The sequence below is a fragment of the Wukongibacter baidiensis genome (assembly GCF_050888315.1).
GTDB classification, from domain to species: domain Bacteria; phylum Bacillota; class Clostridia; order Peptostreptococcales; family Caminicellaceae; genus Wukongibacter; species Wukongibacter baidiensis.
Window position 1 is genome coordinate 2,352,866 of record NZ_CP138202.1, and the last position, 21,069, is coordinate 2,373,934.

Sequence of the window (21,069 nt, forward strand, 5' to 3'; positions counted from 1 at the left end):
TTTTTTCGTTAGAGTTTGGAAAACGTGACACGGGGACAGGCCCACGGACACACTGGGGAGCGCGTGTCAGATGGGTCCGTCCCCGAGTCACATTTTCAACTTCTTTAGCAATTTATGTTATCTGCCACAATTTTTTTATCTTAGAAAAGAAAAAGACAAGAAAGGCTAGTGCTTTCTTGTCTTAATAGGTTTTCAATTTAATTTATTTTATTCATCTACTTTAAATCTATCCATTGATTGGTTTAAGCTTTCTACTAAGTCAATCAGTTCTTTTGATATATCCCTTAGTTGTTGTGAGGAGCTTGCTTGTTGCTGAGTTGAAGCCATAACTTCTTCTGTTCCTGCTGCTGACTCCTCTGTAACTGCGGCTATGCTTTCCACTGCATCTATGGTCATATTTTTGTACTCTGTTATGTCTTCTACTGCTTTACCTACTTCATTTACTTCCTGAACAATGGATTCAACGGAGTCTATGATATTCTTGAAGGCTGAATCTGTGTCGAATACTGCAAGGTGCTGCTCTCCGAAAATCTTTTCTCCTGCTTCAACTGATTGAACAGTGCTTGTAACGTCTGTGTTTATTTCATTTGCTAAGTCAGTTATTTTATTTGTTGCATCCTTTGATTGCTCAGCTAGTTTTCTTATTTCATCGGCAACAACGGCAAAGCCCTTACCAGCCTCTCCTGATCTTGCTGCTTCGATGGCTGCATTTAGTGCCAAAAGATTTGTCTGATCACTTATGCTCTTTATAAGGTCAACTATGTTGATTATTTCGGACACGCTGTCCTTCAGCTGTGTAATGGTTTCTTTAGTTGCTCCAGATATCTGAGCATATTCTTCAGTTTTTTCATAAAGGCTCTTAACTGTATTTGTAGCGTTATTGCTTATTTCTTTAGTCTTATCTGTTGCCTCATGTACTACCTTTATACTATGAACCATATTGTCTATTCTGTTTGACAGCTGGCTCATTGTATTTGTAGCATCCTCAGCGCTTCTAGCCTGCTCTGAAGCTCCGTTGGCAATTTCTCCAACTGATACAGCTACTTGTTCAGATACCATTGTGTATTGCTCTGCAATATCGTCCACATTCTTTGTACTGTTCTCAACAGACTTAAAGGTTGCGTTGGTATCTTTTATTAGGTTTCTCATGCTATCTATCATGTGATTAAATCCAGTAGATAGCCTTCCAATTTCATTCTTTCCAACAAGGTCTGATTTAACTGTTAAATCTCCTTCTTGAACTTTAGTCATAAGTCCCATTATTTTCTTAAGAGGATTTGTTATGCTAAATGTTATGTATATGGATAGAAGTACTGATACTATAACACATACAATAGCGATAGTTATAGTCATTTGACCTACTTGATTTACATCACCCATTAGTGACTTCATTGGGATAACCGATAGGATCGTCCATCCATTCGCACATTTACTATATGCCACTAGTCCATCATCTTGAAGAAATGATCCAGATTGTGAATCTTCAGGTATATTAGCTGTGAAGATATTATTCATTTCTGCATCTTCTTCATCCACAACCTTTGTTTGTGTTTCGCTTGATTCCTCGGCAGCTTCTTTTGCCTCTTCACCTTCAGCAGCTGGTTCTGCCTTTTCTTCTGCTACGCCTTCTTCACCATAGATGATAGTTCCATCTTTGCCAGCTATTAATAGTTCTGATCCTTCACCCATATTTATATTACTAAATAATTTTTCAACGGTTTTTGTCTCGATTTCTAGGATTACAATCCCTGCTCTAATGTTATAGTAATCTGAAACCTCTCTCATGGCATGTATCTTGTCGTAATGCCCTAATAAACCAGGTGTCCAGAAAACTTGATTTTTTGAATTGCTCACATCTTTGAATAAATCAGTCTTAGTAAATTTTCCATCCTTTAAAAACTCTGCTACATCCTTATTGTTTCCAGCACTTATTACCTCTCCGTTAAGTCTAAGAACAGTTATCGATCTTATATCTGGAGTTGATAGGATTACATTCCATAGTACCTGCTCTACTTTTTTTGTATCTTTTAACTTTTCATGTTGATTAGCATAGTTTCTTGTGGCTAAAACCTTTTGAAGCTCTCGATCTGATTTTACAAGCATTGCTGCCTTTTCGATATCTTCTAGCTTTGAATCTAGTATGAGTGCATTTTGTGTTGATAGTTGCTCCGTAAGCCCACCTACCTTTTTTTCTATTGTGCTGTGGAAGCGAGTGTAGGAAAATCCTCCAACTATTAAGATTGGAACTACACTTAGAATCAAGGAAAATATCATTAGTTTTGCCTTGATACTTAGATTGTTGTTTTTCACTTTCTTCGATTTTTTGCTAAAGTTCATCTTCTTTTCTGGTGTCACTTTCTTTTCAGTTTTCGTTTTCTTCGGCTTTTTCTTGAAGTTTACCTTCTTTAGGCTTAGCTTCTTTTTTGCCTTCATCTTCTTTAGCATGTTCCACCTACCTCCATAACTTATAAACATAATAATACCATCTACTACATGTAACTCTGCGTCCCAATCCCATATTATATTTTCACTTTAGAGCCTAGAGTTGCCCCTTAGCGTGCCTATACAGGCAATCTATTTTTTTAACACATAGGAAATTATAAATCCCTTACAAATTATAATTTCTGTTGTGTATTTCAACAAAGTCTACTTTGAAAATCGCCATTAAAGACTTTTTTATATAAATTAAGGCATCCATAATAAAACGGATGCCTTGATATTCATATAGTGTCATGTAAAATTTTTATCACAACTATATCAAATATATATTTTGGCAACCTGGCGATCATAGAACGTATTATTCCTTAGACCCATAGCTTTGCGACCCTATCTTTCGATAGATGTGCCCTTCTCAAATCTCTTGATTTTTTTTTTATTATCAATGAACTTTTGTATTACTATTTCCCTTAAAATTATACCATATTTTTCGATACTTGACGTCATTTTCTAAAAAAACATATAAATGGCCATAAATATGATACTATATTAAAATTTCGACACATACTCTTTTTTTCCTTCTGGATAACCACGATTACATACCTTTCAGAAAAATTAGGTCTAAAGTCCTAATCCCTAGGTTTAAAGTACCACTTCCCAGAAACTATTCTATAGTCTTGATGTTTAGCAGCTATAATTCTACATAATATTCATTTTACAACGCAAAAAGCAGGCAATATATGCCTGCTTTAAAGTCAAATCTTAATATTATTATGCTTTTACAGCTTCTGCTCCTCTTTGAAGGGCCTCTTGGTTTAATGGAATTAAGTGCTCTTTAGAAGGTCCAAATACCTTTCTTAAAGCTTCTATAACAGTTTCAACCTTAACAACCTTTGTAAGTTCTAAGTATGCTCCTAGCATTACCATATTAGCAACTTTACTGTTACCAATTTCCACAGCTATTTCATTAGCTGGGATACAGTAAGCCTTTACATCTTGTCTTTCAGGTTTTCTATCTATTAGTGAGCTATTTATTAGAACCATTCCATCAGCTTGTAATTCTGATTCGAATTTTATTAATGATGGTAGATTCATAACTATAGCTGCTGTAGCATTATGAGCTATGATTGGAGAACCTATTGGAGTATCTGATACAGTTACGTTACAGTTAGCTGTACCTCCACGCATTTCAGGTCCATAAGAAGGTAACCATGATACATGCTTTTCTTCAATCATTCCAGCATATGAAAGTAACTGTCCCATCGACATAACTCCCTGGCCACCGAATCCTGCACAAATCACTCTTTCAGTTGTCATATTACTCAGCCTCCTCTGGGGTACGGAAATTTCCAAGTGGATAGTATGGAATCATGTTATCTTCTAACCACTTAAGAGATTCTACTGGAGTTAATCCCCAGTTAGTAGGGCATGTAGATAATATTTCTACTATTGAGAAACCTTTACCAGCTAATTGATGCTCAAAGGCTTTCTTTATAGCTTTCTTAGTCTTTCTTATGTTTGCTGCATTATGCACAGATGTTCTTTCTACGAAAGTAGCACCTGGAATAGTTGCAAGCATTTCAGATACCTTAAGAGGCATACCTGTAGTTTTAGTATCTCTACCATAAGGTGAAGTTGTAGCTTTTTGTCCTGGTAATGTAGTTGGAGCCATTTGTCCACCTGTCATACCATATATTGCATTATTTACGAATATTGTAGTCATGTTTTCACTTCTATGTGCCGCATGAATTATTTCAGCAGTACCTATAGACGCTAAGTCACCGTCTCCTTGGTAAGTAAATACAACGCTATCAGGATGTACTCTCTTTATACCAGTTCCAACTGCAGGTGCACGACCATGAGCAGCTTCATGCATATCACAATTAAAGTAATCATATGCTAAAACTGAACATCCAACAGGTGCAACACCAATTGACTTTCCTAATACTCCAAGCTCTTCTAATACCTCTCCAACTAGTCTGTGGACAACTCCATGAGTACATCCAGGGCAATAATGGAAAGGAGTTTCAGTTAACCCTTCTGTTCTTTTGAATACAACAGCCATTACTTAGCACCCCCTAACATTTCTTTAGCCTTATCAACGATTTCTTGTGGAGATGGAATCATTCCACCAACTCTACCGTAGAAGCCTACTGGTAATCTACCGTTGTTAGCAATCTTTACGTCGTCAAGCATTTGTCCACAGCTCATTTCAACTGTTAAGATACCCTTTGCGCTTTCAGGTATTTCATCAAATGCCTTATGTGGGAATGGCCATAAAGTTATAGGTCTTATTAAACCTGCATTTATTCCTTCAGCCTTTAGTAATTCAATAGCATTCTTAACTATTCTTGAAGTAGTACCGTATGCACATAATACTAAGTCTGGATTTTCCATGTTGTACATTTCATATCTAACTTCGTTCTTTTCAATTTCTCTTAATTTATTTTGAATTTCATGATTTAATTCTTCTAATGCTTCTGGGTCAAGTCTAAGTGAGTTGATAATGTTTGGCTTTCTCTTACCCTTTGTTCCATCTGTAGCCCAATCCTTAGCTGGAAGATCTCTCTTCTTAGGCTCCTTGAATTCGATTGGCTCCATCATCTGTCCAATCATACCATCACCAACAACCATAACTGGGTTTCTGTAGTAGTCTGCAACATCAAATGCTTCCATAGTTAAGTCAACAGCCTCTTGAAGATTTGCTGGAGCATAAACGATTAATTTATAGTCTCCGTTTCCTCCACCTCTTGTTGACTGATTGTAGTCAGACTGAGCTGGTTGGATACCACCTAGTCCAGGACCTCCTCTTACTATGTTTACAATAACACATGGAAGTTCTGCACCTGCTATATATGATATACCCTCTTGCTTTAGAGCGATCCCTGGTGAAGATGAAGAAGTCATAACTCTTGCACCTGCTCCTGCTGCTCCATAAACCATGTTAATAGCTGCAACTTCACTCTCAGCTTGAACGAATGTTCCACCATGCTTTCCAAATTCTCTAGCCATAAACTCTGGAAGCTCATTTTGTGGTGTTATTGGATAGCCAAAGAAAAACTTACAACCAGCCTTTATAGCTGCTGCACCAATGGCTTCATTACCTTTCATCAATATCTTAGCCATATCTATATCTCCCTCCTCGATATCTAAATATCTTACTTCTCTATTTCTCTTTCAACTGATATTACAACATCAGGACAGATAGTAGCGCAGTTTCCACATCCTATACACTTGTCCATCTCTTTTACTCCTGCTGGATGATATCCTTTGATGTTAATTCTTTCAGTATCTAACTCTATTATGTTAACTGGACATGCTGTTGTACAAAGCTCACAGCCTTTACATAAGTCTTCTTTGAAAAAAACCTTTCCCTTTGCCTTAGCCATTGTTACAACCCTCCTCATTCTAAATAGTAAGTTATATAAAATCTTCACTACTACAAGTTTCAGAAAATTACATCCAATCCTCCCTCATATACATCTTGATAGGGAAAATCTGTCCCTCTATGTCCTTAGGCAGCTGTCGGGCAACCTCTTCTATAGCACTGACATATTTGATTGGAATAGATAATTTTTCTGAAACTTTAATAGCAAGTTCTTGACCTCTTAGTACATCATCTACCGTTGTATGTCTAAGCAGATGTGTATTATTAATAATTCCAGTAACCTTAGTCCTAGATGCTGCTTCAATACCTTCGATATGCTCTATTGCATCTTCTACTGTTTGAGTTCCTGGTCTATTGGCATTGATAACACAGAACATATCATAGTTTCCTTCTTTGAAGGAAGCATAGTATCTTGCTAATGCCCTTGCTCCTACAGAGTCTCCTCCAACATCTAAAACTAAATCGTAGGATTTGTCTTGGATTGGAGCAAGTATACTTGCCGAAACAGCTGGAAGATCGGCACCGGATTTCATACCTAGTGAACTTCCTATTACTCTGATTCCCTTCTCTTCAAGGATGTCTTGTTTTTCCCTAGAGCGGAAATATGGATTTACCACATCAAGATCTCCCAGAGCAACTTTTTTTCCTTCCTCGGCCAGCTTCATAGCATAATTTACTGAAAACTCAGTTTTACCACTACCATAATGACCTATAATGATTCTCATTCTATTATCATTAAGCATCTAATCACCTTCAACTGAAAGGTCTCAGGCTCAGAACCTTACATCCTTCAACCTTATTATTTGTATTCCTGAGCTTGTTCTTCTTGTCTTAATACTCTTAGTCCACCTTCAGCTAGTGCTATCATTTCGTCTTCTCCTGGATATACTAATACGCTAGATATAAATCCAACCTTTTCCTTTATCCAGTCTACAAACATCTTGTCGTATGCTATACCACCTGTTATTACTATAGCATCAACGTCTCCTTTTAATACTGCTGCACAGCTTCCAATTTCCTTAGCTACTTGGTATGCCATAGCCTTGTATACTAGCTCAGCCTTCTTATCTCCATTTTCTATCATCTTAACTACTTCTCTACCATCATTTGTTCCAAGGTATGCTACTAATCCACCTTGTCCTTTTATCTTTTTCTTGATTTCAGGGTGTGTATACTTGCCTGAGAAAGATAGCTTTGCCATATCTCCTATTGGTAGTCCCCCTGCTCTTTCAGGTGAGAATGGGCCTTCTCCATCTAAAGCATTGTTAACATCTATTACTCTACCTTTTTGGTGTGCTCCAACTGAGATTCCTCCACCAAGATGAGCAACAATAACATTTAAATCTTCATAGTTTTTACCCTTTTCCTGTGCAGCACGTCTTGCAACGGCTTTCTGGTTTAAAGCATGGAATATACTCATTCTCTTGATCTCAGGCATACCTGATATTCTTGCCACATCCTGCATCTCATCAACAACAACTGGGTCTACTATGAATGCTGGGATGTTAAGCTTTGAAGCGATCTCATGGGCTAATATTCCACCAAGGTTAGAAGCATGTTCACCTAAAACTCCCACCTTAAGATCATCAATCATTTTATCATTAACATCGTAGGTTCCACCCTTTATAGGCTTAAGAAGTCCACCTCTACCTACTACTGCGCTTAGCTTTGTTAGGTTCATTTCCTTTTCATTTAGTGCATCAAGGATTACATTTTTTCTAAATTCGTATTGATCGTATATTTTATCATACTTATTTATTTCCTCAGCGGGATGTCTTAATGTAGTTTCTAGTACAGGCTTTTCATTATCAAATATAGCTATCTTTGTCGAGGTAGAACCTGGGTTAATAGCTAGTATTCTAAATACCTCAGTCATCCTATTACCACCTTTCATCTGCATCGTAGAGAGTAAGAACTCTATAGATGTATATTATAAAATTTTATATTTTAACCCTTATTATTTCTTTGCTGCCATCAGTACTCCTAATGCTATTGAGTTAAGCTTAGTTTCTTCACTGTCAGCTCTAGATGTAAGAACGATTGGTGCCTTAGCTCCTACTATAATACCGGCATTCTTTGTATCAGATAAAAATACCAATGACTTATATAGTACGTTTCCAGCTTCTATAGTTGGTACCATTAATATATCTGCAAGACCCGCAACTGGATGTTCAATTCCCTTATGCTTTGCAGCTTCTAGAGATACAGCATTATCTAATGCAAATGGTCCTCCAACGATACATCCTGTTATTTCACCATTCTTATTCATCTTTTCAAGCTCAGCAGCGTCAACTGTTGCAGGCATCTTAGGATTAACCTTCTCCTTAGCACATATTACTGCAACCTTTGGCTCATCGATATCTAATGACTGTGCTACTGTCACAGAGTTCTCGATTATTTGTTTTTTTGCTCCTAAGTCTGGTGCTATATTCATAGCAGCATCGGTTACGAAGAACAATCTATCATGTCCTAATACATCGAATACTGCAACATGGCTAAGTACATTTCCTGTTCTTAGTCCTACTTCAGCATTTAAAACTGCCTTTAGTATGATTGAAGTATCTACTAGACCCTTCATCACGATGTGTGCTTTGCCTGATGAAACTAATTCAACGGCCTTTAATGATGCTTCGCTTAAATCTTTTATATCAATAATTTCGTACTTGCTTAAATCTATAGCCTTTTCCTTTGCTATTTCTTCAATCTTTTCTTTGTCCCCAACTAATATTGCATCTGCGATACCCATTTGTTTTGCGTCATTTACCGCCATAAGAACTTCAGCGTCCTGCGCACATGCAACTGCTATAGTTTTAGGTCCTCTTTCCTTTGCGAATTTCAATACATCATTAAAATTCCTGATCATTGCTACACCTCTTCTTCATATATTTTTGCTTGTTCTTCTCCAGAGATTACTCTTAGAACTCCTTCATTTAGAGCTCTCATTTCATCTTCTCCTGGTTGTAACATTACTGGAGCTATAAATCCTACCATATCTGTTACATAGTCAGTTAATATCTTTGAGTATGCCACTCCACCAGTAAGTACTATTGCATCTATGTCTCCATTTAGTACAGCAGCCATAGCGCCTATTTCTTTTCCTATTTGATATGCCATAGCATCATATATCAATTTAGCGTCTTCATTTCCATTATCAATCATTTTTTGAACTTCTCTAGCATCGTTAGTTCCAAGATATGCCACTAGTCCACCTTTTCCGCGCATCTTCTTTTTCAATTCAGCATGGGTATAGTCTCCTGAGTAACACATTCTAACGATGTCACCTACTGGAAGACCGCCTGCTCTCTCCGGTGAAAATGGTCCCATTTCATTTGCGTTGTTAGCATCTATCATTTTGCCCTTTTTAAGAGGTACGATTGAAATACCACCGCCAAGATGTGCTACAACTAGATTTAGTTCATTAACCTTTTTCCCCATTTCCTTAGCTACATTATGGGTTACTGCCTTTATATTTAAAGCATGCAGTAATGAGCGTCTCTCAATATCAGGCATTCCCGATATTCTTGCTACATCTTCAAACTCATCAACTGCAACTGGGTCAACAATGTATGAGTCTATACCTTCTATATCAGCTATACTTCTAGCTATTATTCCACCAAGATTAGATGCATGCTCACCCTGCACTCCAACCTTTAAATCCTCTATCATAACATCTGTTACCTTATATGTACCACTTGGCATGGGCTTTAGAAGTCCACCTCTACCAACTACTGACTTAAGTTTAGATGTCTCATAACCTTCATCCTTCAGCCAATCAATTATAATATTCTTTCTGTATTCGAATTGATCTGATATTCTTTGGAATTTATCTAATTCTTCCGGTGCATGACTTAAGTTTTTTTGCAAAACGTTTTCCGTATTTTTAAATATTGCAACCTTTGTCGATGTAGAACCAGGGTTAATTGCTAATACGTATTCCCTATTCATCTTCCGCTGGCACCTCCCATTTTTTTTCACATATAATTATTAAGCAAATCCCATGCCAAAATTCTATTTTTTTTTATTTTTCTCAACTCTTGTATTTTTCCCATATTATATTCTGAGTATTACTTTTTTTTCTCCAATATTTCCTTTGTGCATTATTTTGCATGAAAAAAATTGCACACTCTTCTATTGAGTGTGCAATTCATTGCATGGTAACTAATTTTCAATTTCATATTTTCTAATTTTGTAATAGAGATTTCTTATTGATACCTTTAGTTCTTTTGCTGTTTTTGTTTTGTTGTTATCATTTTTTCTTAGAATTTTTTCTATATATTCCTTTTCTATTTTTTCTACGACATTTTCCAGTGGAATAGTTTCCTCTTCTTCTACATTAATTTCTATTCCTCTTACTGTATTTTTTTCTACTTGAATTTCTTTATTTTTAGGTAGATGATAGGATTTTATTATTGTCTCGTTAAACTTCATATTTATAATTGCTCTTCCAATGAAGTTCTCCAGCTCCCTGACATTACCAGGCCAATCATATTCCATAAATACCTCTAGTGCTTCTTCAGAAATATCTGTAACGTATCTACCATATTCTTGGTTATATTTTCTTATAAAATGCCTTACAAGCTCATATATGTCCCCTTTATGCTGTCTTAGGGATGGTATCCTTATGGGAATTACATTTAATCTATAGTATAGGTCCTCTCTAAATGTTCCTTCCTTTACTGCCCTTTCAAGATCCAGATTTGTGGCTGCTAATACCCTTACGTTAATCGCTATTGGTTTTGTTCCACCAACCCTTACTATCTCCTTCTCTTGAAGGACTCTAAGAAGTTTTGCCTGAGTACTCATCTTTATTTCACCAATCTCGTCGAGAAAAATAGTTCCTCCGTGGGCCCTTTCAAAAAGTCCTTTCTTCCCGCCCTTTAAGGCTCCGGTAAAGGCACCCTCTTCATATCCAAAAAGTTCAGATTCTAGGATGCTTTCGCTTATTGCAGCGCAGTTTACTCTAACGAATTGAGAGTGTTTTCTATTGCTTGCATTGTGTATAGCATGGGCAAAAAGTTCTTTACCGGTTCCACTTTCTCCCCTAAGTATTACCGTAGCCGGTGTAGAGGCAGCGATTTTTGCCTTTTCTATAGCGTTGACTAGTTTCTCATCGGAGCCCATTATATCATCGAAAGTGTATTTAGCCTCCAATTTTCTAATTATTTGTTTTGCCTCATCTAATTCTGAGTTAAGCCTTTTGATTTCACTAATATCGTGGATAACTCCGACGCTCCCCCTTAGTTCTCCACGTACTAGTATTGGAGCTGCATCTATTATAACGTCTTTTCTTTTAGGTCCAACCTTTATTCTGGCCGCCTTAATTGGCTTTCTTGTCTCTAACACCTTTAAGTGTATACTTTCTCCTTCTGAAATATCAACTGAGCAGTGTTTGCCAATAACGTCTGTCTCCGATAATCCAGTAAGTCTTGTATAGGCTGGATTGATAAGGACTCCTATACCATTTTGATCTACTACGGATATGGCATCCTGTGTGGAATTAAATATTGCCTCGAACCTTGCCTTCATTTCCTTTAGGTCTGTTATCTCCTCGGCAAGGTCAAGTACCTCTGTTATATCCCTGAAAACAGCAACCGCTCCAATTATATTTCCCTTTTCATCCCGTACAGGCATTCTATTTGTGATAATATTTATATCCCCTAGGGGTTGTTTTCTATTTAACTCCGACTCACCTGTTTCTAGTATATATGGAAGCCTGGTTGTTTCTATAACATCTGTTATATGCATTCCTATAACCATGTCTACATTTTGCTTAGTTAGCTTTTCAGCAGCTTTATTGAATAGAGTTATTATTCCCTTTGAATCAACGGCTATCATTGCATCATGGGTGGAATTTAGTATAATTTCTATTTCCTTCTTCATCTGTTCACCTCGTTTTATGCTGTTAAAAAGAAAGGTAAAGGGGAAGTTCAATTACCCATAATTATAACTACAAATATTAGGGGCGTATCATAATGGAGAATTTCTGCGTTTTTTGAAATATTCACCGACTTGGCACGTACGTCAGTACTAGCCAAATCGTTGAAATTTCAAAGCCTTAAACTTCATTCATTCTGAAACGCCTCGGGGCTGCACTCATAAAAAACCTTTATGAGGCAGCCCCATATCATTTATATCTTCCTTAGGAATTTTATTATCGATCGCTTGTTTCTTTCGGTTCATCTATTTCTTCTTCATTCGTCTCTTCATTAGTATCATCATTAGGTATTTCGTTTGTTTCCTCGGGTATTGAATCTCCATCTCCGATTGCGTCTACTTCCTCGACTTCATCTTTATTGTATATTTGTATTTCAATTTCCTTTGGTTCTATCTCAATATTCTCATATCTACCACTCTTATTCAAATCTAGAAGCATTGTATGTGTACCCTCATCTAATCCTCCAAGATCTAATTTAAGCTCTAAGTCACTTCTTCTAACCTCATCTAGGACACTTCCTACATCACTGATTTTGACTTTAATGTCTTTATCTAATTTTCCAATATTCGTAGTTAGTGTATTCTTAAGATTAGTGACAGATATTTGATTAGCCTTAAATGTAAACTCCTTTGTTTCTATCTTTTCTACTTCAATACGTATTTTAGGCAAACCTTGTAAAGATGGAGTTTCGATATAACTAGGCAAGTTAAGGTTAATCTCTGTTTCTAGAGTAGAGTCTAGTCCATCTACATTTATGCTCTTAGTAGAAACTTCGGTTATACCATTTACTATACCCTCTTTAGCCTTTAAAGTTACATTTGCGGGCTCAATCTCTATTTTCGTTATCTTATACCCGTCTTTAACCTCTCCCTTTATATCATGCGTAATAGCTACGTTCTTAAGCTTTAGTACAGATAGGTGTACGTTTACGCTCTCAGCTTTTACTTCTACACCTACAATGTCATTGCCCTGACTATCTACTGCCCTAGGAGGAACATTTTTCCTAATATTCTCTTTAGCTCCTGCAACATCTACTTCTGCAACAACCTTTGCAACTGATTCCACCTTGGTCTGGGGACCTTCAATTAGAATCTCATCTGGAGTGATTCCATGTTCCCCTATTTCATAACCCTTCGCCGGGCTTCCCTTATATACAATTTCAACTGGTTTTTGACTCTGAACTATTTTATCAAGTCTTACAATGATCTGCTGGGGGGTCACATCTTTTATTTCAACATTTACAGGTTTACTTACATCTAATACTATAGAGTTTTCTCCTTGTTTAGCTCCACTTAGATCGGCACTAACTTTAATATCATCGAGAGAAATTTGGGGTAATTCGGTCTTCTTCCCTAAAACCCTAACATCTACAGTAAACTCATTTTGATCTATGAATACCAATCCAAGATTATCTAGCTCTTCTTTGTTTAAAAGCTCCACCTGAAGATTGTTTAATTTCTTTTCAACCTCTGGATTTACCTCTCCCATTACAAATATATAGAAGACTATAGCAACCAGTATTGCTATTATTTTTGGAGTTGTATTTCGAGTTATTCTACTTCTTTCAAATATCCCCTTGAAAAACTTAATCATCCTTATGCCTCCACTTCAGATTAATTAGTTTATTCTGTCTTTGAGGATTGAAGGCTTCCTTCATTATAGTTTTTAATGTCTCCACATCTAGAAATCTGGATAGCTTTCCTCCCATAGCAACCGATATCCCACCTGTTTCTTCTGAAACCATTATGGCTATGGCATCGGTAGTCTCCGTTATACCTATACCCGCTCTGTGTCTTGTTCCAAGGGTCTTGCTAAGTCCTGAATTTTCAGAAAGCGGTAAAAAACACCCTGCAGCCATGATTTTATCTCTTCTTATAACAACAGCTCCATCATGCAGTGGAGTGTTTGGAATAAATATGTTTATAAGTAAACTGCTTGATATTCTACCTTCAATCCGATTCCCGGTCTCTATTACATCATTAATTCCGGTTTCTCTTTCTAAGATTATTAATGCCCCAATTTTTTGTCTCGACAAAGATCCAACTGCATCTGTTATTTCCTGAACTCTGTCGGTCATTTCTTCATGAGCTAATTCAACAATATTTTTCGTCAAAAGTCTGCTTCTTCCTAAGTGTTCCAATGCCCTTCTAAGTTCGGGCTGAAATACTATTAATAAGGCTATAAGTCCGAGAGTCATCGTATTCTTCAAAATATAATTTACAGTATATAATTTTAGCCACTCACTAAGTTTTGTGGCTACTAATAATATAATTAGCCCTTTTATAAGCTGTTCTGCCCTTGTTTCTCTAATGAGCATATATAATTTATAAAATACAAAGGCTACGATGATTATGTCAACAATATCCCTTATTCCTATGTTTAAAATCATCTCCATTAGTTGGTCCAAGTCAAACACCTCTTAATTTTATATATAATTACTTTAAATATACCACTAAGTCCTGGGGAAAAATCATATATGTATCTATTTTTTCCACAAAATTCGCTTGAATAAAAATTGTTCATTTTTACCCTCATTTTTATTGTACAATTTTTCAAACATTACTTCAATATTACTATTGCATTATATTTTCATATATTTCCACTATTAAGTTCTATTTACCCATTATGATATATAACCATTGCCATTTTTAGGCCTTTATCTTACTAAAATCCATCTACATAGTAACTTCAAAACAAAGCTGTCCCCTTTGATTTTAAAGGACTACATGATTTTAGATACAATTATATATTCTTTCGGCTAAATCTTTTGTCGTTTCTTGCATGAGACATATTAATTTTATATTACATTTCTTACATTTCCATAACACGCAGGAGTTTTCAAAGCTTTTGCAGCATACGTAAATGCATTTATTAAAATTCAGACCTCAGACCTATAAAATATATTAACCTTATAAGTTTATTTGATAAATTATCTTTGTTTGTGGAAAAATAAAATCAAGTTATGAGGTTGTTCTGTAATACATATTAATACAATTATTGTTCAAAGGATGGTGTTTATGCAAGATAAAAGAGCAAATTGGATTGAAAATGACAAGAATCCCACACAGGATAATTTAATAGTCGATAGGATTAAGGATCAGTTAGAAGAAAAGATGCAAGCAAGCGCTATGGACATAAATGTTACTTGCAAGGATGGCTATGTTCATCTATCTGGTATAGTTGATGTTCTAGCTGAAAAAATCAAATCAGAGGATATTTCTAGAAGTATCGATGGTGTAAGAAAAATCGAAAACAAGATAACTATAGCCATGGATAGTAATATTACCGACAAGCATATGGAAAAGGAAGTTTTTAATAAACTCAGAAAAAATGAAGATTATGATGGAGTTAGCTCTAAGGTTCACGATGGTGTGGCAAATATGATTGGATCTACCCATACTTTGAAGGAAGCTAAGGATGCATGCAAGTTGGCTACTAAGACTAGGGGTATAAAAGATGTTGTTAATAACATTAAGGTTGAATCCTACGGCAAATACGATGATTCGACTATAAATAACAGAATTTCTGATGCTCTTACTACAACAGACTTGAGTTACATGGATATAGAACATATAGTTAGAGATGGTAGGGTAACTCTGACTGGTTATGTGAATAACAGAAGAGAAGTTGAATTAGCAAAGGAACTAGCTATGGGTGTTGAGGGCATTAAGAAGGTTATAAACAAACTAAGAATACGAAGAGATAATCAAAAGCAGATATAATTTAGGTATTAGCTGTTAAGCTCTTGGGACAAGTAAGTTAATCTTAACATAAAAAGAAAGTGACCCTAAAAAAACAGAATATGTTATCTCAGAAAAGTCTCTTATAGACTTATCCCGGGGTGTTTCAGAATGAGTGAAGTTCAAGGTTTTAAAATTCAGGCGGTTTGGCTAGTACTGACCGTACATGCCAAGTCGTCTGAATTTTAAATAACGCAGAAATTCGCCATTCTGAGGCACCCCCTATTTATAGAATAATCCGATACCTACCAGCATGGCCAAAAGACCCAGTACTCTGTAGCTCGATATACTTTTCTGGGCCATATCGAAAAATCCGAAGTGTTCTACTATCATAGATGTAAGCAATTGACTGAATATGACTATGGCAAAGGCCACTAACGGCCCGATCTTAATAATGGATAAGGTCAGGGTACTCATTATTCCCAGTCCTAAAATGGCTGATATTATTAGAAATCCTACCCCAAATTTCACATCTCTTAGTTTTAAAATATTGCCTATTAGATCTCTTTTTACAAGAACAACGGCACTTAGTATGACAATCTGTGTGATTACAGGAACCATTACCGTTGGAAATATTCCAACTTTATTACCTATCATACCATTTATACCGCCTTGTACTGCTATGAATATTCCACCTATTAATGCAGCTATTATTCCATAATACAACATGTTTTTTCCTCCATCTCTAAATCCTGATTTTTCATGACCAATTTGAGTTAAAACATTCTTTTTTGTCTAAATCGCGCTAAGAGTCATGACCTTTACGACATATTTCCTGGGAAATGGAAATAATTAAATATTTTTGCGGTAATTTTTAATTCGACAAAATTAGTATATCATATTCTCGTGGAATATGTTAAATAATGCCTCCTTATATAATGACTCTATTTGACATTAACCTCGTCATATTTTTTATCGCTTTAAGATATTTGTCACATTTAATATATTTATAAATCTAACCATATTTGCATATACTATCACATAGTTTACAGACACTATTTCAAGATAGACTGTTTTATTTTTTTCAATATTTTATATCAATTGCATGTATTATTATATAAATACTCTAAGGGAGGCAGTTATATGAACCATGAAGAGATTCTTCAGAGTGTAATTAAGTGTAACAATTCTAAAATAGTTCTGATTGTAATGGATGGCATTGGAGACATAAGGAATAGAGACTATCATTATAAGACCCCACTTGAATATGCAAAGACTCCGAATCTCGACAAGCTGGCTTCGGAATCAGTTGTCGGTAGAATGATTCCTGTGTCTTTAGGTATTACTCCGGGAAGTGGACCTGGTCACGTAGGACTTTTTGGCTATGATCCAATGGACATTACCATAGGTAGAGGGGTTTTGGAAGCAGTAGGTCTAGATCTTAGGTTACAAGACGGTGATGTAGCAGCTAGATGTAATTTTGCTACTATGGATGATAATGGGTTGATTATCGATAGAAGAGCCGGTAGGATTCCAACTGAAAAGACTATTGAACTTTGCAACATCTTAAAGTCTATAAAGGAAATCGATGGCGTTGAAATAATAATTGAGCCCGGTGAAGGTCATAGATTTGTAACTCTTTTCAGAAGCAAAGATAAGAAAATAGACTGTCTTATCAACGATACTGATCCTCAAGTTGAGGGTAAGTCTCCTCTAGAAGCTAATGGCGAAAATGATGCATCCAAATTTTTAGCTACAGTGGTAAATAAGTTTATTAAACAAGGATTCGAATTATTAAAGGATCATACATCGACAAATGCTTTCTTAACTAGAGGTTTTTCAAAGAAACCTACGCTTCCAAGTATGAGAGAAAAATATTGCCTTGAATCAGCAGCAATAGCTGCATATCCTATGTACAGAGGTATAGCTTCTTTATTGGGTATGAAGCTTCTTAAGGCTCCTAAGTCAATAGAAGGCCTATTCGAGACCTACATAGAAAACAGACAGAAGTATGACTTCTTCTTTATCCATGTAAAAGGAACTGATCAAGCCGGAGAAGATGGTGATTTTGAATCAAAGGTAAGCTGTATAGAAAAGGTAGATAAGGCTCTTCCTATACTTTTAAAGAACAGACCAGATGTGATCGCGGTAACGGGAGATCATTCTTCTCCATGCTCTATGCGTTCACATAGCTTTCATCCCGTTCCAGTGCTTGTTAACAGCGAATTTTCTGGGAGAGATGATGTTGTATGTTTTAATGAAAATGCCTGTAATGTTGGAGGTCTTGGCTTTTTTGAAAGTAAATATCTCATGACCTTGCTTCTTGCAAATGGCAAAAGGCTTAATAAGTTTGGAGCATAGAAAAATATCACAATAATCGAAGGCGCTTAATAGCGTCTTTTAAATTTTGCTTTTGTACTTATTATTAAATTCGTATTTTTGTAAAATCTAACTTTTAATCAAGATTCTTCTGTATCCTTTCTCTGTTTATATACCATAATTATCTTGTAATTATTTAATGGCTATTATCAAAAACTAACTGTGAAAGGAGGAAGAAAATTTGAAAAAGTATAGATTTTTACTAACACTATTCACTGTATTTTGTTTGTTGATGGTATTTAATATAAACAGTGTTAATGCTGCTCAGGCTCAGAATGATACAGATGTATATATAGTAAAAAAAGGGGATTCCTTGTGGAAGATAGCAGTTAGATATCAAGTAGGTATTAGTGAGATTATTGCTGCTAACCCTCAATTTAAAAATCCTGATTTGATATATCCTGGTGACAAGGTATATGTTCCTTTATTCAGTAACGTTAAAGCTATAGAGCAAGAGGTTATTAGATTATGTAATTTAGAAAGGCAGAAAGCAGGGTTACCGGCATATTCACATAACTGGCAATTATCCAGAGTTGCTAGATATAAGTCAGAAGATATGGCCAACAGAGGATATTTTAGCCATACTTCACCAACCTATGGCTCTCCTTTCCAAATGATGAAGAATTTCAAGATTAAATATAGTGCGGCTGGAGAAAACATTGCCATGGGTCAAAGAACAGCCCAAGCTGTTGTTCAAGGATGGATGAATTCATCAGGGCATAGGGCCAATATATTAAGTCGAAACTTTACACAAATTGGAGTTGGATATGCGAAAAACTCTAAGGGAACAATTTATTGGACACAAATGTTTATTAGACCATAATAGATAAAAAAGTGACTTCTGGTCGCCTTAGGCTGTTGATAAACCCGAATTTCTTCGTTGTTGCTTCAATCAAGAACCCTTACGTATGTCTTTATACGCTGCGGCCTCTTGCTTCTAGCACGCCTCGAACTTCAGCTTTCTCAAAAGCCTATCATCTTGTTGACTTTGTCAACAAGATGAAGCGACTTCAAGTCGCTTTTTTTGTTCAGATTATCTTCTGCAGAATTTTAAATTTTCTATGAGCCTTCCGAGGTTAATTCTCAGTTTATTTCAAGTACTTGCACTTCTTCTTCAATAACACATTCAGAAACATATAATGGAGCTTTTTGTTTTTTTGCTATTGTCGAAGCTAAGCTTGCATCATTAATGAGTTGATATACAGCTGAGTCTATATCTGAGTTTAACATATTAGTTAGTGTTGAAATTCCAGCTGATGCATTCACCTTAATTCCATTAGAAAAAATAAAGTTAGAAATGCTGTCTAGTAAGTTTTCTGTAAGTCTAATAGATTCATCTATGTAATAGGGTGTTAAAACCACGAATTCATCGCCTCCAAATCTACACACATATGTATCTGGAGGTATGTTATTTTTTAATACTGATGCTAATTCTTTAAGTATAATATCGCCTTGTATATGACCATATTTTTTGTCAATATATCCAAAATCATTAATATCAATAAATATTATTGTTGCATTTTGCTTCTTTTTTATAAGTTCCTTTGCATGATGGTAAATATAGTCGCTTTTATATAATTCTGTAAGGAGATCAACATGTTTACCTAATTCAGTATAAATTTGAATCTTTGTTACAATTCCAAGTAATTCATCATTATCCATTACTAGTAAAACATCTAGTTCACTTTTATCTATCATTTCTTTTGCTTGCCAAAGAGGAGTACACGAAGAAATAGATATAATTGTTTGGCTCATAGCGTCTGCTACAATTCTATTTGAATGCACTCCTATTAAATGTCTATATGTTAATATACCTACTAAACGTTCTTCTTCAACTACAGGAAAAAAATCAATACCTTTTTTTACTACAAGATCTTGAGCTACTTTTACTCCTTCAAGTAAGTCTATATGTCTGAAGTTCTTTAACATGATGTCTGATACGTTTCTCATCATAGCTCTACGGATTTGCTAACGTGTACAACAATATTAAGGTGTGCTTTTATTATTGTAGTTTCGTTAGCTACCTTCTCCCCTTCATCCAAAATAATATTTATTAATTTATCCTTAGGAAGCATATCTATTAAAAATTTTCTAACAACAATGGCTTCAATTACATGGTGGTCAACTTTTATAATTTCATATTGGTTTGGTGATAGTATATCAACCATTCGTCTAGCAGCTTCAGGTCCAATAGGAGCGTTTTTGCCAACAATTAGGGCATCTTGCATAGGTGGGATTTCAAATTCCGATAAGCTCATTTTTATCTCGGCTCTTTTTTTGTTTTCCACTATATCTCTCATATTCGATTCTCCTTTTGACAAATTTCTCTATAATTTTACCACATCGTGTATATGTAAACAATATTTTACTAGAACTTTAGTCCCATTTTTTATTTTTTTCTTCATATTAATAATTTTAGAGTTATATTTTCCTAATTAATATTCACGTTTTTGATAGCTCTAACACCATCTATGAGTATTATTTCCCTTAACTAAGAGAATCTATCCGCTCAACTAGTTTTAAATAAAAATAAAGGGCATTAAAGCCCTTACCTTTGATGTGATTTCTTTCGAAGAGACGATATAGATAGAAACTCGGGGGCATCGAACCACTTTGCTTTGGTCAAATCTCTCCTCAAAAAATGCACGCAATAAAAAAAACTTGGTTAACTAACCAAGCTTGTCTTTGGTGCCCAGAGGCGGAATCGAACCACCGACACGGGGATTTTCAGTCCCCTGCTCTACCGACTGAGCTATCTGGGCAAATTAAATTTTGGTGGACCTTCAGGGACTCGAACCCCGGGCCTGCCGGTTATGAGCCGGACGCTCTGACCAACTGAGCTAAAGGTCCAAATATGGCGTGCCCACAGGGATTCGAACCCCGGACACACGGCTTAGAAGGCCGTTGCTCTATCCAGCTGAGCTATGGGCACATATTTATTGGAGCGGTAGAAGGGATTTGAACCCTCGACCCTCGCCTTGGCAAGGCGATGCTCTACCACTGAGCCACTACCGCATGATTCATATTAAGCTTATTCATTATTATAGTGTCCATTATTGCTTTTTTTATAACACATAGAAAATTATAAACTTTTTTAATTATACTATTTTGCAAAAAAAAATACAACTCAAAAGATTGACTTAAATAATAATGAATTAATTTAATTGGTGCGGGTAGAGGGACTTGAACCCCCACGTACAAGACACTAGATCCTAAGTCTAGCGCGTCTGCCAATTCCGCCATACCCGCAG

General features: G+C 35.9%; 18 protein-coding genes, 5 tRNA genes and 1 riboswitch. Of the genes, 3 read left to right on the forward strand and 20 right to left on the reverse strand.

Annotated features, from left to right (window positions below):
- Positions 1–207: 207 nt before the first annotated feature.
- From R9X47_RS10655 to cdaA, 12 genes are all read right to left on the reverse strand, one after another.
- The gene (locus tag R9X47_RS10655) at positions 208–2,445 is read right to left on the reverse strand and encodes a methyl-accepting chemotaxis protein (protein WP_432666808.1); all 2,238 of its coding nucleotides are present in this window, start codon (positions 2,443–2,445) and stop codon (positions 208–210) included.
- A gap of 324 nt (positions 2,446–2,769) precedes the next feature.
- Positions 2,770–2,857: riboswitch (cyclic di-GMP riboswitch) on the reverse strand.
- A 350-nt stretch (positions 2,858–3,207) separates the two neighbouring features.
- On the reverse strand, positions 3,208–3,753 hold the full coding sequence (locus R9X47_RS10660; RefSeq protein WP_432666810.1) for a 2-oxoacid:acceptor oxidoreductase family protein: 546 nt from the start codon (positions 3,751–3,753) through the stop codon (positions 3,208–3,210).
- 1 nt (position 3,754) lies between these two features.
- A complete protein-coding gene (locus tag R9X47_RS10665) occupies positions 3,755–4,501 on the reverse strand; it encodes a thiamine pyrophosphate-dependent enzyme (protein WP_432666811.1) in 747 nt (248 codons plus the stop codon).
- Positions 4,501–5,562, reverse strand: a complete 1,062-nt coding sequence (locus R9X47_RS10670) for a 3-methyl-2-oxobutanoate dehydrogenase subunit VorB (protein WP_432666812.1) — start codon at positions 5,560–5,562, stop codon at positions 4,501–4,503. The genes R9X47_RS10665 and R9X47_RS10670 overlap by 1 nt, the downstream gene beginning before the upstream one ends.
- Before the next feature lie 32 nt (positions 5,563–5,594).
- The gene (locus tag R9X47_RS10675; protein WP_432666813.1) at positions 5,595–5,825 is read right to left on the reverse strand and encodes a 4Fe-4S binding protein; all 231 of its coding nucleotides are present in this window, start codon (positions 5,823–5,825) and stop codon (positions 5,595–5,597) included.
- Between the two features lie 67 nt (positions 5,826–5,892).
- Positions 5,893–6,567 (reverse strand): ATP-binding protein, encoded by a 675-nt coding sequence (locus tag R9X47_RS10680; RefSeq protein WP_432666814.1) that lies wholly within the window; start codon positions 6,565–6,567, stop codon positions 5,893–5,895.
- Between the two features lie 56 nt (positions 6,568–6,623).
- Positions 6,624–7,700: a butyrate kinase gene (gene buk, locus R9X47_RS10685; protein ID WP_432666815.1), complete on the reverse strand. Its 1,077-nt coding sequence runs from the start codon at positions 7,698–7,700 to the stop codon at positions 6,624–6,626.
- An 81-nt stretch (positions 7,701–7,781) separates the two neighbouring features.
- Positions 7,782–8,687, reverse strand: coding sequence for a phosphate butyryltransferase (gene ptb / locus R9X47_RS10690; protein WP_432666816.1), 906 nt, complete (start codon positions 8,685–8,687; stop codon positions 7,782–7,784).
- A 2-nt stretch (positions 8,688–8,689) separates the two neighbouring features.
- The gene (gene buk, locus R9X47_RS10695) at positions 8,690–9,769 is read right to left on the reverse strand and encodes a butyrate kinase (protein WP_432666817.1); all 1,080 of its coding nucleotides are present in this window, start codon (positions 9,767–9,769) and stop codon (positions 8,690–8,692) included.
- A 213-nt stretch (positions 9,770–9,982) separates the two neighbouring features.
- On the reverse strand, positions 9,983–11,704 hold the full coding sequence (locus R9X47_RS10700) for a sigma 54-interacting transcriptional regulator (protein ID WP_432666818.1): 1,722 nt from the start codon (positions 11,702–11,704) through the stop codon (positions 9,983–9,985).
- Positions 11,705–11,975: 271 nt separating this feature from the next.
- Positions 11,976–13,352, reverse strand: a complete 1,377-nt coding sequence (locus R9X47_RS10705) for a CdaR family protein (protein ID WP_432666819.1) — start codon at positions 13,350–13,352, stop codon at positions 11,976–11,978.
- Positions 13,345–14,166, reverse strand: coding sequence for a diadenylate cyclase CdaA (cdaA, locus tag R9X47_RS10710; RefSeq protein WP_432666820.1), 822 nt, complete (start codon positions 14,164–14,166; stop codon positions 13,345–13,347). The genes R9X47_RS10705 and cdaA overlap by 8 nt, the downstream gene beginning before the upstream one ends.
- A gap of 610 nt (positions 14,167–14,776) precedes the next feature.
- Here cdaA and R9X47_RS10715 point away from each other — a divergent pair.
- On the forward strand, positions 14,777–15,481 hold the full coding sequence (locus tag R9X47_RS10715) for a BON domain-containing protein (protein ID WP_432666821.1): 705 nt from the start codon (positions 14,777–14,779) through the stop codon (positions 15,479–15,481).
- Positions 15,482–15,721: 240 nt separating this feature from the next.
- Here the strand turns inward: R9X47_RS10715 and R9X47_RS10720 are convergent, their stop codons facing one another.
- On the reverse strand, positions 15,722–16,168 hold the full coding sequence (locus R9X47_RS10720) for a DMT family transporter (RefSeq protein ID WP_432666822.1): 447 nt from the start codon (positions 16,166–16,168) through the stop codon (positions 15,722–15,724).
- Between the two features lie 414 nt (positions 16,169–16,582).
- On the opposite strand from R9X47_RS10720, the gene R9X47_RS10725 reads away from it, so the two are divergent.
- Complete coding sequence (locus R9X47_RS10725; RefSeq protein ID WP_432666823.1) at positions 16,583–17,800, forward strand: 2,3-bisphosphoglycerate-independent phosphoglycerate mutase; 1,218 nt, start codon at positions 16,583–16,585, stop codon at positions 17,798–17,800.
- A 250-nt stretch (positions 17,801–18,050) separates the two neighbouring features.
- Positions 18,051–18,641 carry a SafA/ExsA family spore coat assembly protein gene (safA, locus tag R9X47_RS10730; protein WP_432667620.1) on the forward strand — a complete coding sequence of 197 codons (591 nt, stop codon included), beginning with the start codon at positions 18,051–18,053 and terminating at the stop codon, positions 18,639–18,641.
- A 260-nt stretch (positions 18,642–18,901) separates the two neighbouring features.
- Here the strand turns inward: safA and R9X47_RS10735 are convergent, their stop codons facing one another.
- From R9X47_RS10735 to R9X47_RS10765, 7 genes are all read right to left on the reverse strand, one after another.
- Entirely contained in the window at positions 18,902–19,771 is an 870-nt protein-coding gene (locus R9X47_RS10735) for a GGDEF domain-containing protein (protein ID WP_432666824.1), read from the reverse strand.
- Positions 19,768–20,118, reverse strand: a complete 351-nt coding sequence (locus R9X47_RS10740) for a hypothetical protein (protein ID WP_432666825.1) — start codon at positions 20,116–20,118, stop codon at positions 19,768–19,770. The genes R9X47_RS10735 and R9X47_RS10740 overlap by 4 nt, the downstream gene beginning before the upstream one ends.
- A 386-nt stretch (positions 20,119–20,504) precedes the next feature.
- Positions 20,505–20,580: transfer RNA gene (locus R9X47_RS10745), tRNA-Phe, on the reverse strand.
- Between the two features lie 11 nt (positions 20,581–20,591).
- A tRNA-Ile gene (locus R9X47_RS10750) sits at positions 20,592–20,668 on the reverse strand.
- A gap of 5 nt (positions 20,669–20,673) precedes the next feature.
- A tRNA-Arg gene (locus R9X47_RS10755) sits at positions 20,674–20,750 on the reverse strand.
- 8 nt (positions 20,751–20,758) lie between these two features.
- Positions 20,759–20,833 (reverse strand) — tRNA-Gly (locus R9X47_RS10760).
- A gap of 150 nt (positions 20,834–20,983) precedes the next feature.
- A tRNA-Leu gene (locus R9X47_RS10765) sits at positions 20,984–21,067 on the reverse strand.
- Positions 21,068–21,069: the final 2 nt, after the last annotated feature.